This is a genomic window from Neobacillus mesonae (assembly GCF_001636315.1).
GTDB lineage: Bacteria > Bacillota > Bacilli > Bacillales > Cytobacillaceae > Neobacillus > Neobacillus mesonae.
Genome location: NZ_KV440949.1, coordinates 4,802,078 through 4,815,729, shown reverse-complemented (window position 1 = coordinate 4,815,729; position 13,652 = coordinate 4,802,078). Strand labels below are relative to the sequence as shown.

15 protein-coding genes and 1 other annotated feature are annotated in these 13,652 nt (G+C 40.4%); of the genes, 8 read left to right on the top strand and 7 right to left on the bottom strand.

The window, feature by feature from the left end:
* From dltC to tatA, 3 genes are all read left to right on the top strand, one after another.
* Entirely contained in the window at positions 1 to 237 is a 237-nt protein-coding gene (dltC, locus tag A6749_RS22645; protein WP_066397176.1) for a D-alanine--poly(phosphoribitol) ligase subunit 2, read from the top strand.
* On the top strand, positions 234 to 1,433 hold the full coding sequence (dltD, locus tag A6749_RS22640) for a D-alanyl-lipoteichoic acid biosynthesis protein DltD (protein WP_066397168.1): 1,200 nt from the start codon (positions 234 to 236) through the stop codon (positions 1,431 to 1,433). The genes dltC and dltD overlap by 4 nt, the downstream gene beginning before the upstream one ends.
* A gap of 85 nt (positions 1,434 to 1,518) precedes the next feature.
* On the top strand, positions 1,519 to 1,734 hold the full coding sequence (gene tatA, locus A6749_RS22635; RefSeq protein ID WP_066397161.1) for a twin-arginine translocase TatA/TatE family subunit: 216 nt from the start codon (positions 1,519 to 1,521) through the stop codon (positions 1,732 to 1,734).
* Positions 1,735 to 1,779: 45 nt separating this feature from the next.
* On the opposite strand, the gene A6749_RS29195 is transcribed toward tatA, so the two are convergent.
* The 6 genes from A6749_RS29195 to hmpA form a co-directional block, all read right to left on the bottom strand.
* Positions 1,780 to 1,905, bottom strand: coding sequence for a hypothetical protein (locus tag A6749_RS29195; RefSeq protein ID WP_269085708.1), 126 nt, complete (start codon positions 1,903 to 1,905; stop codon positions 1,780 to 1,782).
* 123 nt (positions 1,906 to 2,028) lie between these two features.
* On the bottom strand, positions 2,029 to 2,544 hold the full coding sequence (locus tag A6749_RS22630) for a hypothetical protein (RefSeq protein ID WP_066397159.1): 516 nt from the start codon (positions 2,542 to 2,544) through the stop codon (positions 2,029 to 2,031).
* A gap of 150 nt (positions 2,545 to 2,694) precedes the next feature.
* The gene (locus A6749_RS22625) at positions 2,695 to 3,675 is read right to left on the bottom strand and encodes an ABC transporter permease (protein WP_066397147.1); all 981 of its coding nucleotides are present in this window, start codon (positions 3,673 to 3,675) and stop codon (positions 2,695 to 2,697) included.
* Complete coding sequence (locus tag A6749_RS22620) at positions 3,668 to 4,582, bottom strand: ABC transporter ATP-binding protein (RefSeq protein ID WP_066397140.1); 915 nt, start codon at positions 4,580 to 4,582, stop codon at positions 3,668 to 3,670. Before A6749_RS22620 ends, A6749_RS22625 begins: the two co-directional genes overlap by 8 nt.
* 14 nt (positions 4,583 to 4,596) lie before the next feature.
* Positions 4,597 to 5,373: an SGNH/GDSL hydrolase family protein gene (locus A6749_RS22615; RefSeq protein WP_084797934.1), complete on the bottom strand. Its 777-nt coding sequence runs from the start codon at positions 5,371 to 5,373 to the stop codon at positions 4,597 to 4,599.
* Positions 5,374 to 5,526: 153 nt separating this feature from the next.
* Positions 5,527 to 6,738: an NO-inducible flavohemoprotein gene (gene hmpA, locus A6749_RS22610; RefSeq protein WP_066397137.1), complete on the bottom strand. Its 1,212-nt coding sequence runs from the start codon at positions 6,736 to 6,738 to the stop codon at positions 5,527 to 5,529.
* Between the two features lie 200 nt (positions 6,739 to 6,938).
* Here hmpA and A6749_RS22605 point away from each other — a divergent pair, with 200 nt between their 5' ends.
* A complete protein-coding gene (locus A6749_RS22605) occupies positions 6,939 to 7,526 on the top strand; it encodes a YdcF family protein (protein ID WP_066397136.1) in 588 nt (195 codons plus the stop codon).
* A 48-nt stretch (positions 7,527 to 7,574) separates the two neighbouring features.
* Here the strand turns inward: A6749_RS22605 and proS are convergent, their stop codons facing one another.
* A complete protein-coding gene (gene proS / locus A6749_RS22600; protein ID WP_066397134.1) occupies positions 7,575 to 9,005 on the bottom strand; it encodes a proline--tRNA ligase in 1,431 nt (476 codons plus the stop codon).
* Between the two features lie 48 nt (positions 9,006 to 9,053).
* Positions 9,054 to 9,268 (bottom strand) — a binding site (T-box leader).
* Between the two features lie 157 nt (positions 9,269 to 9,425).
* Here proS and A6749_RS29190 point away from each other — a divergent pair.
* From A6749_RS29190 to A6749_RS22585, 4 genes are all read left to right on the top strand, one after another.
* Positions 9,426 to 9,560 carry a hypothetical protein gene (locus tag A6749_RS29190; protein WP_269085707.1) on the top strand — a complete coding sequence of 45 codons (135 nt, stop codon included), beginning with the start codon at positions 9,426 to 9,428 and terminating at the stop codon, positions 9,558 to 9,560.
* Between the two features lie 86 nt (positions 9,561 to 9,646).
* A complete protein-coding gene (locus A6749_RS22595; protein ID WP_066397124.1) occupies positions 9,647 to 9,841 on the top strand; it encodes a hypothetical protein in 195 nt (64 codons plus the stop codon).
* Positions 9,842 to 9,993: 152 nt separating this feature from the next.
* Complete coding sequence (locus A6749_RS22590) at positions 9,994 to 10,443, top strand: MarR family winged helix-turn-helix transcriptional regulator (RefSeq protein WP_066401094.1); 450 nt, start codon at positions 9,994 to 9,996, stop codon at positions 10,441 to 10,443.
* A 3-nt stretch (positions 10,444 to 10,446) separates the two neighbouring features.
* On the top strand, positions 10,447 to 13,623 hold the full coding sequence (locus A6749_RS22585) for an MMPL family transporter (RefSeq protein WP_066397121.1): 3,177 nt from the start codon (positions 10,447 to 10,449) through the stop codon (positions 13,621 to 13,623).
* The last annotated feature ends 29 nt before the right edge of the window (positions 13,624 to 13,652 follow it).

Here is a 13,652-nt window from a genome sequence, read left to right as displayed (position 1 = left end):
ATGGATTTTAAAAATGAAGTTATTTCACTATTAGCGGAAATTTGTCAGGATGATGTTGTAAAAGAAAATCCGGATATTGATTTATTCGATGCCGGATTACTTGATTCCTTTGGAACAGTTGAATTATTGGTTCAATTTGAGGAGCGTTTTGGAATCCTTGTTCCGATTACCGAATTTGACCGTGATACTTGGAATACACCAAATAACATCGCCATGCAGCTGGCTGATTTAAGATGAAAAAGGCAATATTCTCACCCATAATCGCGGCCTTTCTTGTTCTGGTCATTTTGGCAGCTATTCCAAATCAGTGGGTTGAGCGTATAATTCCGAAAAACAGGGTTGAAGAAGCAGCAACAGAATTAAATCCATTTATGTTTCAAGGGAAATATGTACAGCAAAAAATGCTTGAGGATAAGCATTTTTTGCCAATGTATGGCTCCTCTGAGCTTGCCAGGCTTGATCGCTTCCACCCTTCTAATTATTTCCAAGAAACGGGCGCTGATTTTACCCCGTTTCTTATCGGCCGCGGTGGAACAACATCGATTACACATTTTTTAAATTTTGCTGAACATACGAAACAGCTAAAAGGGAAAAAAATCATTTTTATCGTATCACCGCAATGGTTTCAACCAAAAGGGACAGACGAAACTCATTTTGTTCCCAACTATTCTTCATTGCAGGGGTATGATTTAGCATTCAACAACACGATTGACCCGAAGCTTAAGAGAGCAGCGATTAAGCGGTTATTAACGTATTCGCCAATACGAAAAGACCCAATTTTGTCAACGATGTATAAGGCGGAGATTTCCAATAATCCTTGGACGAAAAGAAAAAGTGCCCTTGTCCGTCCAATTGCCCGTGTTTATCGAGACATATTGGTAAAAAAGGATCTTTACTATACGCTGGCGGGCGGAAAACCTCATAAAAGAGCATTAAGTCCAAAAGTGAAACATAGAACATGGAAACGATTAGCAGCCCAAGCCGAGCGATATGGAAAACGAAGATCAACAAATAATGAATTCTACGTTACAAATGGTCAGTATAATAAAATTAGAGAAATGGTTCCGTCCATGAAAGATCAGAAGGCCGGCGCCTCCTATGGCAAGTCGATTGAATATCGAGATTTTCAAATGGTGCTTGACCTTTTAAAAGATGCAGGAGCAGAACCGTTATTTATCTCTATTCCTGTGAACGGAAAATGGTACGACTATACCGGTTTCCCTAAAAAGGGCCGTACTGTGTATTATGAAAAGATCAAAAAACAAATAGAGGCTGAAGGCTTTGCCGTTGCCGATTTCTCCGAGCATGAATACGACCCGTATTTCCTTAAGGATACGATTCATATTGGCTGGAAGGGCTGGGTCTATACAGATAAAGCAATCCAAGATTTTTATGAGGGCAAAACCAAAAATTTAAATACACTTGTGAACTAAAATTCACATTATAATGGTAGAATAATGATGGTGTAACGGCTATAATTAAAACTGAAGAAACTACTCATTGCTAGGAGCTGAACTTATGCTTTCTAATATTGGAATGCCTGGATTAATTTTAATATTAGTACTTGCCCTTATCATATTTGGTCCAAATAAGCTGCCGGAGATTGGCCGTGCTTTTGGCAAATCGATCCGCGAATTTAAACGTGCTACTGATGGAATTGCCGATGATATTAAAGAAGAAATAAAAAGCGATATACAAGAAGCTAAAAAAGAAGCAATTGATTTAAAAAAATAAGAAAAAGCATCCCTTGTGTCATTTACGGGGGATGCTTTTTGTTGATTATCTTCTCGTTCTATCAGCTAACGCCTGGAATTGACCCATTAATTTTTTCCGTGACTTATTGTTACGAAGTAAATAAGCTGCCCCTAATGCGGCCGTTGTCATCATTAATCCCTTACGCTTCATACTGACCCTCCTTAAAATGTATCATTCTTACACTTCCCGCTGGGTTCATGTTTTACAATTGTTATCATTTGCCTAAAAGGCAGAAAAGCCAATCCCCAATGATTGGCTTAGACATCTCGTTTCTTATTCTGCCAACATCTTTTTCATCTTGGCATTATGAGCCTTATAATGTACTAACAGGCGGTTCAGAATTTCCCTAGCCTGTTTGTCATCCTTATTATCGACAGCTGTTTTCAGGTCGCGGAACGATTTCCAATGGGCCATGTTTTTACCACCATGAACCTCTTTCATAAATTGCTCCTTCGTAATCTTCCCTTCTTCCAGCTGCTTCTTTAACTCCTGCATCTTCTCCATTTTTTCCTTTTTCCATTGTTCACGCTTTTGGGCATTTTCCGGACTCATCCACTGTTTGCGTAACTCCTTCTTTTCCGCAATAGCTCTGGTCCACTCAGCTTTCTTCTCAGGAGTGTACTGGTCAACCCAAGATAGAAGCAATTGCTCCCGTTTCAACATCTTTGCATGCCAATCCTTGTGGTGGTGGTGATCTCTATTGGTGTCAGGCACCGTCGGCTCTGCCGCTGCTACCCCTGCTGATGACAATACAATTCCTAGCGCTAGAAAGAAAACTTTTAACTTCATGTCTTTCACCTTCCTATATTCCTTTGTAAAATTAAAATGCTTCACAAGATGTTATCATGCCCAGTTATGCAAAAAAAATTTACCATTCCGACAAATTTTTTCTAGGGTAAAAAAAAGACCCCCTTCCATCTCCTGAAAGGGGTCTAATCCCTAATAAACATCTTTTTTCGTGAAAACAATAAAGGAAACAAATAATGCAGCTGCCCACCATACTAATAGGACCGACATCGAAAACGAAAGATTCATCCCTTCGATCGGTGGTGCGTTCCCTTTCATGTAATCGGTCAACCTGAGATTGACCATGAAAAAATATTTCGCTGATTCCCAAGAAGAAACCATATTATTTAGGATTGCTCCGGATATTAACGCGGCTAGCATCACACCCATGCCCGCGGCAGTACTCCGAATCAACACTGATAGCATGAACGATAATGTACCAACCACGATTGCGACAAACCAAACAAGTCCAAAGTCCATTAATAAAAACTTCCATAAACTTAACAGCTTTACATCTGAGGTATTGAGCCCCTCATCCGTTACATTAAACCCTGTTAAAATCGGAGTCCCAAAACCCTTGTAGCCAAATACAAAGCCTGAAATGGCATAAGATAGAAAGCCGGCGATGGCAATGATTAAGGATACTGCTAAGCACAATGTGATATATTTACTGAGCAGTACCTGCCACCTTCTTACCGGCCGTGTGAGCAAAAGTTTAATGGTACCAAGACTATGCTCCGACGAGACCAAGTCACTCGCAATCACCATCACCATTAATGGGATAAATAAATCAATCGAGTTTTCCAGAAAAATACGCATAAAGGTCGGTGCCCCTGGCTCAGCTGGATTAATATCATGGTCCAAATAATACTGTTGCTGCTGGAGCGATATTTGCAACTGCTTTTTCCACTCGTCAGAAATTCGGCTGCTGCTGAGCCGGTTGGTTGTATCGACGATTTGCTGCTGCAAAATCGTGCGCCAATCACTTGTCCCTAATTTTTCCCGCTGTGTTTGGACTTGTTTATATTGCGCATAGGTAAACAGGACTACGAGCACACCGATAATAAGGGCAATAACAACCAGGCGTTTCTTGGCAATTAGCTTCATCATTTCATTTTGAACTAATTTATTCAATTGTTTCACCCCCGGTCAGTTCGAGGAATAAATCTTCCAGCACAGGCATTTTGCGGTGCATTTCCAGTACGGACACCCCTGCATCGACAAGCTGTTTATTCCATTGGGGTGTCATTTGTTCATTAAATTCAGTCCAGACCGCCCCATTCTCTTTGACTTCAATTGCCGTTAGTGCACCTAATACCTCTTTTCCTTTCATAGCGGGTTCCATACGCCACACCATCTTTTCCCGATTCGCTAAAAGCTTATGTACGGTATCTGTACGAATGATCGCACCTTTCGCAATAATTGCCACTCGGTCGCATAGAAGCTGAATTTCGCTCAATAAATGGCTTGATACAAGGACACTTAAACCTTCATGCTCGGCGAGATAGCGAATAAATTCCCTCATTTCGCGAATTCCCGCCGGATCCAATCCATTTGTCGGCTCATCCAAAATTAACACTTTCGGATTTCCCAACAGTGCCTGGGCGATGCCTAGACGCTGACGCATTCCAAGCGAATAGGTTTTAACCTTATCATGGATTCGTTCCGATAAACCGACAAGTTCGGTAACCTCTTTAATCCGATCCTCCCCAACACCATCTAGCATACGTGCAAAATGCAAGAGATTGTTATAGCCCGAAAGATATGGGTATAGTTCCGGGTTTTCGACGATACAACCTAAGTTCTTTAGGGCCCCTTGAAAATCCGCTGCAATGTTGCTGCCGCAAATTTGAATGCTTCCTGATGTCGGTTTAATCAATCCGACAAGCATACGGATCGTTGTCGTTTTCCCCGCACCATTTGGCCCAAGGAAGCCAAATACTTCCCCTTCGCGCAACTCAAAAGTCAGGCCCTTAATAATCTCCCGCCTTCCAATTACTTTTCTTAAATCCTTAACAGCTAATGTGATTTTTTTCTCCATAAGTAAAAATCTCCTTACCAGGTAAGCAATGAAGCGACACGCTCTGCAATCAGCCGGTACCCTTTAGTATTGGGATGGAATTTATCAGAATACAAATAGTCATTCACCTTCAACTCAAACAAATCAAATGTTGGAACAAACACAACCTTGGGAAATTCAGCACTGACCTCGGCACTGTCATAATTCCAGTGGCGGACCACCTTCGACATTTCTTTACCTTGACCTAAATTTATAAATGGGTTATACAGACCAATAAAAAATACATTTGCCTCTTTATTTTGTTTGCGGATTTGTTCAAAAATAAATTTTAAATTATTTAAGTATTTTTTCTCAATCGCTGCAATATCGCCTGTCTGGAAATCCATTAATCCTTGTCCACTGCGAAATAAATCATTTCCACCAATCGTCACCAAAATGACATCTGCTTTTTGCAGCTGTCGGCCGACTTCTGTTTGCACGACTTGCCTTTTTAACTGATCGGATCGTTGGCCATTAATACCAAGGTTGGTCAACTGTACAGGCTGTTTTGTTTTTTCCTTGATTTCATCCACTAAAACTCCAACATAACCCTTTCCCGTCTCATCACCCGTTCCACGTGTAAGCGAATCTCCTAAGGCAACAACCGTTAATCCCTTTTTATTTTCCGCCTTTGTGACAACACCAGTCGTCTGCGGGGGCTTGTCGGGTTTTCCTGCATAATAATCACCAACCGCCCAGCCAAGTCCAAGAAGCCATAGAAGACAGAAAAATATCGCAATGATGGTAATTGAACGGATCATATTTTTACTCAAAAAGCTCAATCCCTTCCAGCCTATTCTTACTTTTATTTAAACATAAACATTAACGGATTCAAACTTTTAGCTTTACAAATAATATATTATATGGAAAATACTAAGAATTAAAAAACCCGATTCCGTTTAACTGCGGAACCGGGTTTGTTATTATTATACTAAGGCTGCTTTTGGTCCAAAGAATTCAAAATGGATGCAATCTTCATTTACTTCCAAGTCTAATAGGAAGCCGTTTATAGCTTTCATGAATGGTACTGGACCGCAGAAATAAAAATCTGCTTCTCCGACAGGAACTTTCTCTTCCAGCCATTCACGGGTTACATAGCCTTCTACGTCAAAACGATTGTTCTCGCGATCTTCCTCCGTCGGTGAATCATAGAAGAAATAAGATGTCACGTTTTCCAGCTGTGCAAGCTCTTCTACTTCATCTCTTAAGGCATGAACATTACCGTTTTGTGCTGCATGGATGAACGTCACTTTTCGTTCAGGCTGAACGTCAACAACTGTTTTCAGCATGCTCATCATCGGTGTTAAGCCGACACCGCCGCTTAACAGAACAACAGGTGTTTCCTTATTCGTATCAAGCACAAAGTCACCAGCCGGTGCGCTGATTTGAAGAATTTCGCCCTCTTCTACACTGTCATGCAGGTAGTTAGAGACTTTGCCATCTGGATTTAGCATACCTGCTTCACGTTTTACACTAATTCGGTAGTAGTCCTTACCAGGGGCATCCGACAAGCTGTATTGACGGATATGAGTAAATTTTTCCCCTTCAATTTCAAGCTTGATACTGATGTATTGGCCAGGCCTAAAATCAGCAATTGGCTTGTGATCAACAGGCTTTAAATAGAAGGATGTAATGACATCACTTTCAGCAATCTTCTTGTCAACGATAAATCTACGGAAATCTTCCCAGCCGCCTTTTTGGTTTTTAGCCTCAGCATACATTTCTGCTTCTACACCGATAAAAGCATCAGCAATGACACCGTAGGCTTTTGCCCATGCATCGATGATTTCATCTGTTGCAGCATCGCCAAGTACATCTTTAATCGCTAATAACAAATGCTTACCGACAATTGGATAATGTTCTGGTTTAATGCCAAGACTTCTATGTTTATGAGCGATTTGCTTCACTACTGGAAGAATTGCTTCAAGATTATCAATGTATGCTGCCGCCGCATATACCGCACTTGCCAATGCTCTTTGCTGTCTGCCTTGCTTTTGATTCGCATGGTTAAAAATATTTAATAATTCAGGATGATTGCCAAACATTAACTGATAAAATTTTGTTGTAATTGCTTCTCCATGTTGTTCCAATACAGGTACTGTTGACTTTACGATTTCAATTGTTTTTTGATCTAACAAAATAAACACTCCTTATATATTCACTATGTTTATAGGGATATTATATGAAATTAACCACATCGATTAAGTGATTTAAATCACATATTCTTATATTTGAATAATTCGCACTATTACTTAGGTCTCATTACAGTAAAACGTTACCCTAATGCCGCCTATATCTAGTATAATATGGAAAAAAGGATTAGGGCGAGGGTACGTTTATGAAGAAACCGCGAAAGAAAGTGTTATCGGTCATGGGAATTATAATCATTTTGGGTTTTATTTATGTTGCGTTCTTACAATACAAAATAAGCCAATATAATCAAGAGAAAGTTCCAAATAACGCCGAATATTTAATTGTCTTGGGCGCTAGAGTAAAAGGAACCATTCCATCCCTCGCATTTGCCAGCAGAATTGATGCAGCTGCCGGATATTTAAAGAAAAATGAAAAGGCAATCGTGATTGCTTCAGGCGGCAAAGGGCCTGGAGAGGATATTTCTGAAGCGGAAACGGTTAAAAGAGAATTGGTCTCACACGGAATTGACAAATCGCGGATTTTTTTAGAAGATCAATCCACAAATACAAACGAAAATATCCAGTTTTCAAAAAAACTGCTGCCTTCTGATGCCAAGCTCGGCTTGGTCGTGACAAATACCTTTCATATATATCGGGCTGTGTCTCTTGCCCGCGACCAAGGACTTGAGGTGGAAGGACTTCCTGCCAAAACGCCTGCGAAAGCGATTTTGAAATCCTATATTCGGGAATATTTGGCGATTACGAAGTATTATTTAGTGAAATATATTTTTTAAAAAATGTCAAAATGAAAGAACCCTTCAAATCCGAAGGGTTCTTTCATTTTAGTATGCTTTTGCCCAGTAAACCATGTGTTTTGCTTCTTTACCGCAGCAAACACATTTTTCGGACAGCTGTTCTTGTTCAAAAGGAATACAACGTGAGGTTGCACCTGTGTCCTCTTTTATCTTTTCTTCGCATGCTAATTCGCCGCACCACATGGCTTTGATAAACCCTGGTTTAGCATCCAATGTTTCTTTTAATTCTGGCATTGTCAAAGCAACGGAGGTTCTTTCTTCCCGATGCTGTAATGCTTTATTGTATAGGTTAGATTGAATCTCATTTAATAGTTCAACTAGCTTCGTTTCTAATTGATCCATTGGCACAACTATTTTTTCCACTGTATCTCTTCTAACCAATACCACTTGTTTATTTTCGATATCCTTTGGTCCCACTTCCAGACGGACTGGGATCCCTTTCATTTCATATTCGTTGAATTTCCAGCCTGGTTTTTTGTCACTAGCATCAATATCCACGCGCGCAACTTTTCCAAGTGAGTTTTTCAAATCATAAGCGAAATCAAGAACGCCTTCTTTGTGCTGAGCGATTGGTACAATCATCACTTGAGTTGGTGCTGCTTTCGGCGGAATGACAAGGCCTCGGTCATCACCGTGAACCATTATCAACGCACCGATTACTCTAGTTGTAAAGCCCCATGATGTTTGATGTACGTGCTGCAGCTTTCCGTCTTTATCGGTATATTGAATTCCAAATGCCTCAGCAAAGCCTGTTCCAAAGTGGTGGGACGTACCGGACTGTAATGCTTTACCGTCATGCATTAAGCTTTCAACAGTGAAGGTCGCTTTGGCACCAGCAAATTTTTCTTTTTCCGTTTTTTGTCCTTTGACAACCGGAATGGCAAGAATATCTTCAAGGACTTCGGCATACACATTCAGCATTCTGATGGTTTCTTCCATTGCATCTTCATCGGTTGCGTGAGCTGTGTGGCCCTCCTGCCATAAAAACTCTAATGTCCGTAAGAACGGGCGAGTTGTTTTTTCCCAGCGGACAACGTTAGCCCATTGGTTATATAGTTTAGGCAGATCTCTGTAGGAATGAATGATATTTTTATAATGTTCACAGAAAAGCACTTCTGATGTTGGGCGTACAACTAATCTTTCGGCAAGTTCCTCGGAACCGCCGTGTGTCACCCATGCCACTTCAGGTGCGAAGCCTTCGACATGATCCTTTTCTTTTTGCAGCAGGCTCTCTGGAATAAATAATGGCATGTAAACATTTTCGTGCCCTGTTTCTTTAATGCGGCGGTCAAGCTCGTTTTTAATATTATCCCATAAAGCATAACCGTACGGGCGAATGATCATTGAACCGCGAACGCTTGAATAATCAATTAAATCTGCCTTCGTTACAACATCTGTATACCACTGGGCGAAGTCTTCGTCCATGCTGGTTACGTCTTTTACAAATTCTTTTGCCATTTTGACACCTCATTAATCATAATAAATATAAAAAGGCCTTGATCCTCAAAAAGGGACCAAGGCCTGGCGGTACCACCCTAAATTTATAAAGCTTGTGCTTTATACTCTTTGCATGATAACGGAATTGATCCGCATGTATCTTCAACTATCCGATACAGAACTCGTGAGGCAGGTTCAAATAATTGTCTTAAGAAACCTCGCACCAATGGTTTCCTCTCTTGGTAAGACTGCTTCATTTTACTAATCCCCGTCATTGTTTCAATGTATATATTTTGACAAAATTATATATTTCTCAATGGAAAAAGTCAATTCCTCTGGTGGGATATTTTTCTTATCTTTTAAAAAACCATGATCGCCACTTTCAAATTGAGTGGAAATCGATTAAAATTCTGGTATTAGCAACTATTGGGGTGATTTTGTATGAAGAATGAAAAAAAGGATGAAATTGAACTGGAGGAGGAAGAAAAAGAATTCCTTCTAGACTGTATTAGAATGCAAAATGAGGCCCTAAAGCGAATTTATAACAATGTGATTGAAAAAAAGAATGATGATTAAAAGACATTTTGATAGATTACTCATGAAAATCTACCATCCCGAATATGATAATGTAGGAATCTATTAATCTAACGGAGGTGGTACGAGTGTCTAAGAGTGAAAAAGACATTCAATCCCGCTCAACTACCAACAACAATAAAAACGATGTAAAGGTAAATAATCAATTTAGTTTAACGATTAATTTTGGTGATTCGTTGAATTTGCTCGCATTAATTGCCGGTGTATATATCATTAAAAACATCGCAAAAAGAAAGAAAAAGAAGAAAACAATCGAAGGATAAACAGGCTGCCGACAGCGGGATATTTCCCCTGCCTCGGCAGCTTTTTTTAATTGACACTATTCCCCATTTCATTATATAGTTTATCACATGAATAGTTAAATAGTTGAACTAGTTTCTAAACAAACGAGGTGAAGAATGAGTTGGACAACAATATGATTCAAGAATTAATTAACCGCTATATCAGCATTTCCTTTCAAGTACACAAAAAAGCCGAATCATTAATTAAATGCCAGATCGGCAATGACTTAACAAATGATCAGCACTACATATTACGATATATCCATCAGGCGGGCAGCTGTACATCAACTGAACTAGCAGAGGTATTTGAAGTCAATAAAAGTGCCATCACCGCCATTATTAACCGGATGGCGGACAGGAATCTAATTGAAAGAACCCGCGATGAAAATGACCGAAGAGTTGTGTACTTAACCTTAACGGAAGAAGGAATCGAACTTTATCAAAAGGCTCAGGAAAAAATCCGTCTTTTAGTTGAATCTATCATTACTCAATTTGAGGAACCAGAAATCACAGCTTTTATTAACACGTATGATAAACTTGCAGAAATTCTAAACAATAAGAAAAAGGAAGAACTGGGGGAATAAAAGGTGCGTGCAATCATTAAAGGAAAATGGTTCATCCTTATCGCCTGGATCGCCATCATCATTGGTCTATTTATGGCGGCGCCAAATATGGAGAACCTCGTTCGTGAAAAAGGACAAATTTCTGTCCCAGACGGCTATTCGTCAACCATAGCGGAACAAATTCTCAAGGATGTGCAATCTAGTGAAAATAAAGGCACAGACCTTCAAACCGCCCTCGTCTTTCACAGTGAGAAAAAGCTGACAGTGAACGATTATAATGACGCGGAAAAAGCGGTTAACGAACTGGAAAAGCATAAACAAGAGCTTGGCATCACCGATCTCCTTACTCACTTTCAGCAAAAGGAACTAAAGGACCAGCTTGTGTCAAAGGACGGGAAAACCATCCTGGTATCTATAAAGGTCACAGCAAATGGCCGCGAAGCGAAAGAGATTACAAAGGATCTATATGATGCAATCGATAACGTTAAGCTTGATCACTATTATACTGGCAGCTGGGTTATTGGCGAGGATCTCGTAACCAATTCCCAGGAAGGCTTGAAAAAAACCGAAGGAATTACATTAGTTTTCATTCTGGCCGTGCTCCTGCTAGTATTTAGATCAGCCGTTGCGCCGATTATCCCGTTAATTACCGTCGGCTTCACCTATTTAACAGCTCAGTCGATTGTGGCGATATTAGTAGATAAAGTGGATTTTCCTTTATCAACGTTTACACAGATTTTCTTAGTTGCCGTTCTTTTCGGGATTGGAACAGACTATTGTATTTTGCTATTAAGCCGCTTTAAGGAAGAATTATCGAAAAACGAAAATATTACGGAAGCCATCGTTACTACCTACCGTACTGCCGGTAAAACTGTACTTTTCAGCGGGATCGCTGTGCTCATCGGGTTTGCGTCGATTGGATTTTCCACCTTCCAGCTATACAAATCGGCAGCTGCTGTTGCGGTTGGTGTTGCGATTCTATTAGTTGCTCTCGTAACTGTTGTTCCCTTCTTCATGGCCGTGCTTGGCAAAAAGCTATTTTGGCCGTCAAAAGGTAAATTGGAACATGGCGACAGCAAAATTTGGGGCATTATGGGCCGCTTTTCACTTGCACGCCCACTCATCGCCTTTATTATCGTTGTCATCGTATCTGTTCCATTTTTATTTACTTATAAAGACCAGTTATCCTTTAACTCACTTGAGGAAATCAGCGACGATTACCCTTCTATTAAAGGCTTTAATCTGATCGCTGATTCGTTTGGACCAGGTGAATCGATGCCGACACAAATAGTCATTAAAAACGATGATCAAATGGATACATCCGAGTATATTGCTCTGACGGAAAAAATCAGCCAAGAACTCAAAAAAGTAGACGATGTTAAAACGGTTCGCTCCTTAACCATGCCAATGGGTAATCCAATAGATGATTTCTATCTTTCCAAGCAGGTTACAAACCTAAACGACGGACTCGGGAAAGGAAATGACGGCATAAAAAAAATCAGTGACGGACTTTCCGAAGCAGGCACCCAAATGGCAGCCAATCAGCCAAAAATGCAGGAAGCAACAAACGGCATAAACAAACTGATTAAAGGGACTTCCGATTTAAAAACGGGAATGGGCTCGCTTCAAAATGGATTAGGCCAAATTGAGAATGGGCTGAAAGATGGCTCACTTGGGGCCCGGGATGCCCGCAAAGGCTTAGAACAAGTTGTGTCCCATTCGAAGGAACTTTTAGCTGGGTATAAGCAGCTTTTAACAGGCTATGAAGAGGCTGGCAGCGGTCTTGCCACACTTAAGGGACATTATGATGAAATTGCCAATAACCTTGTGCAATTACATCAAAGCCTAGCAGCCTTAGATTCTCATTTTGCAGCACTAGAGAAAAGTCATCCGGAGATTATGGCTGACTCAGACTATCAAGCTATTAAAATGACTATTAAGGGGGTTAAAGGTATTCCGGGAATTCCTGATTCACCTGGTGCCGCTGAAGCAACCAAAGGGTTAGCAGGAGCCTTGAGCAAGTTGAACGCCGGTCTCCAAAACGCACAAGAGGGATTAGGTTTTGCCAATAGTAAATTTTCCGAGGCAATCAAAGGCCAAAGTCAGCTGATCGATGGGATGGAAAAACTGGTTGCCGGCATGAAACAGCTAGAAGAAGGACTAGTTAAAATGGAAAACGGCCAAGGGCAAATTGTTTCCAAGCTGCCGCAGTTTTCTAACGGATTAGATGGTATAAAAAATGGGCAAGAGCAAATTCTAACAGGATTTCAAGATATGGGTGGACAGATTACCCAGCTGTCTGATGGCTTAACCCAAAGCGCAGATGGTTTACATGAAGTATCAAAAGGACTGAACTCTGCCCAAGATTATCTTGCAGATGTATCCAAGCAAAAACAAAATGGTTTTTACATTCCGCAAGATGTACTTGATAGCAAGGATTTTGCAAAAGTCATGGATACGTACCTGTCTAAGGACCGTAAAGTAATGACTCTTGATGTCATCTTTAACAAAAATCCTTATTCGAATGAAGCAATTGACAAAATTCCGGAAATTAAAGACACTGTAAACCGTGCTGTGAAGGATACGAAGCTTGAAAATGCAAAAGTAGCCATAGGCGGTGTTTCAAGCATGCATAATGATCTTGATACCATTTCCGAAGGTGATTATTCAAGAACGGTTGTGTTAATGCTTACGGGGATTTTTATCATTTTGGTGATCCTGCTTCGATCATTCATCATGCCAGTTTACTTAATCGGTTCATTGGTACTAACCTACTATACGTCGATGTCGCTTTCGGAAGTCATCTTTATTAATTGGTTAGGTTACTCTGGAATTAGCTGGGCCGTACCATTCTTTGCCTTTGTCATTTTAGTCGCGCTCGGTATTGACTATAGTATTTTCCTGATGGATCGTTTTAACGAGTACCGTCATTTGTCAGTTGAACAAGCCATTCTGGAATCGATGAAAAAGATGGGTACGGTGATTATTTCCGCTGCCGTTATCTTAGGCGGTACTTTTGCCGCGATGATGCCTTCAGGCGTTCTATCATTACTGGAAATTGCAACGATTCTTCTAATTGGCCTGGCCTTATACGCTTTAGTTGTTCTTCCATTATTTATACCAGTCATGGTCAAAACTTTTGGTGAAGCGAACTGGTGGCCATTTAGGAAAAATAATGATACAACCGATCATTCCAATTAAAATAAAAACACACGCTGAATATTAGAATC

What these genes read in the sequence shown, in the direction of transcription:
- dltC (WP_066397176.1), top strand. Translation starts at nt 1, where the DNA reads ATGGATTTTAAAAATGAAGTTATTTCACTATTAGCGGAAATTTGTCAG.
- tatA (WP_066397161.1), top strand. Translation starts at nt 1,519, where the DNA reads ATGCTTTCTAATATTGGAATGCCTGGATTAATTTTAATATTAGTACTT.
- A6749_RS22605 (WP_066397136.1), top strand. Translation starts at nt 6,939, where the DNA reads ATGAAGAAACCGCGAAAGAAAGTGTTATCGGTCATGGGAATTATAATC.
- proS (WP_066397134.1), bottom strand. Translation starts at nt 9,005, where the DNA reads ATGGCAAAAGAATTTGTAAAAGACGTAACCAGCATGGACGAAGACTTC.
- A6749_RS22590 (WP_066401094.1), top strand. Translation starts at nt 9,994, where the DNA reads ATGATTCAAGAATTAATTAACCGCTATATCAGCATTTCCTTTCAAGTA.
- A6749_RS22620 (WP_066397140.1), bottom strand. Translation starts at nt 4,582, where the DNA reads ATGGAGAAAAAAATCACATTAGCTGTTAAGGATTTAAGAAAAGTAATT.
- A6749_RS22630 (WP_066397159.1), bottom strand. Translation starts at nt 2,544, where the DNA reads ATGAAGTTAAAAGTTTTCTTTCTAGCGCTAGGAATTGTATTGTCATCA.
- A6749_RS29190 (WP_269085707.1), top strand. Translation starts at nt 9,426, where the DNA reads ATGAAGAATGAAAAAAAGGATGAAATTGAACTGGAGGAGGAAGAAAAA.
- dltD (WP_066397168.1), top strand. Translation starts at nt 234, where the DNA reads ATGAAAAAGGCAATATTCTCACCCATAATCGCGGCCTTTCTTGTTCTG.
- A6749_RS29195 (WP_269085708.1), bottom strand. Translation starts at nt 1,905, where the DNA reads ATGAAGCGTAAGGGATTAATGATGACAACGGCCGCATTAGGGGCAGCT.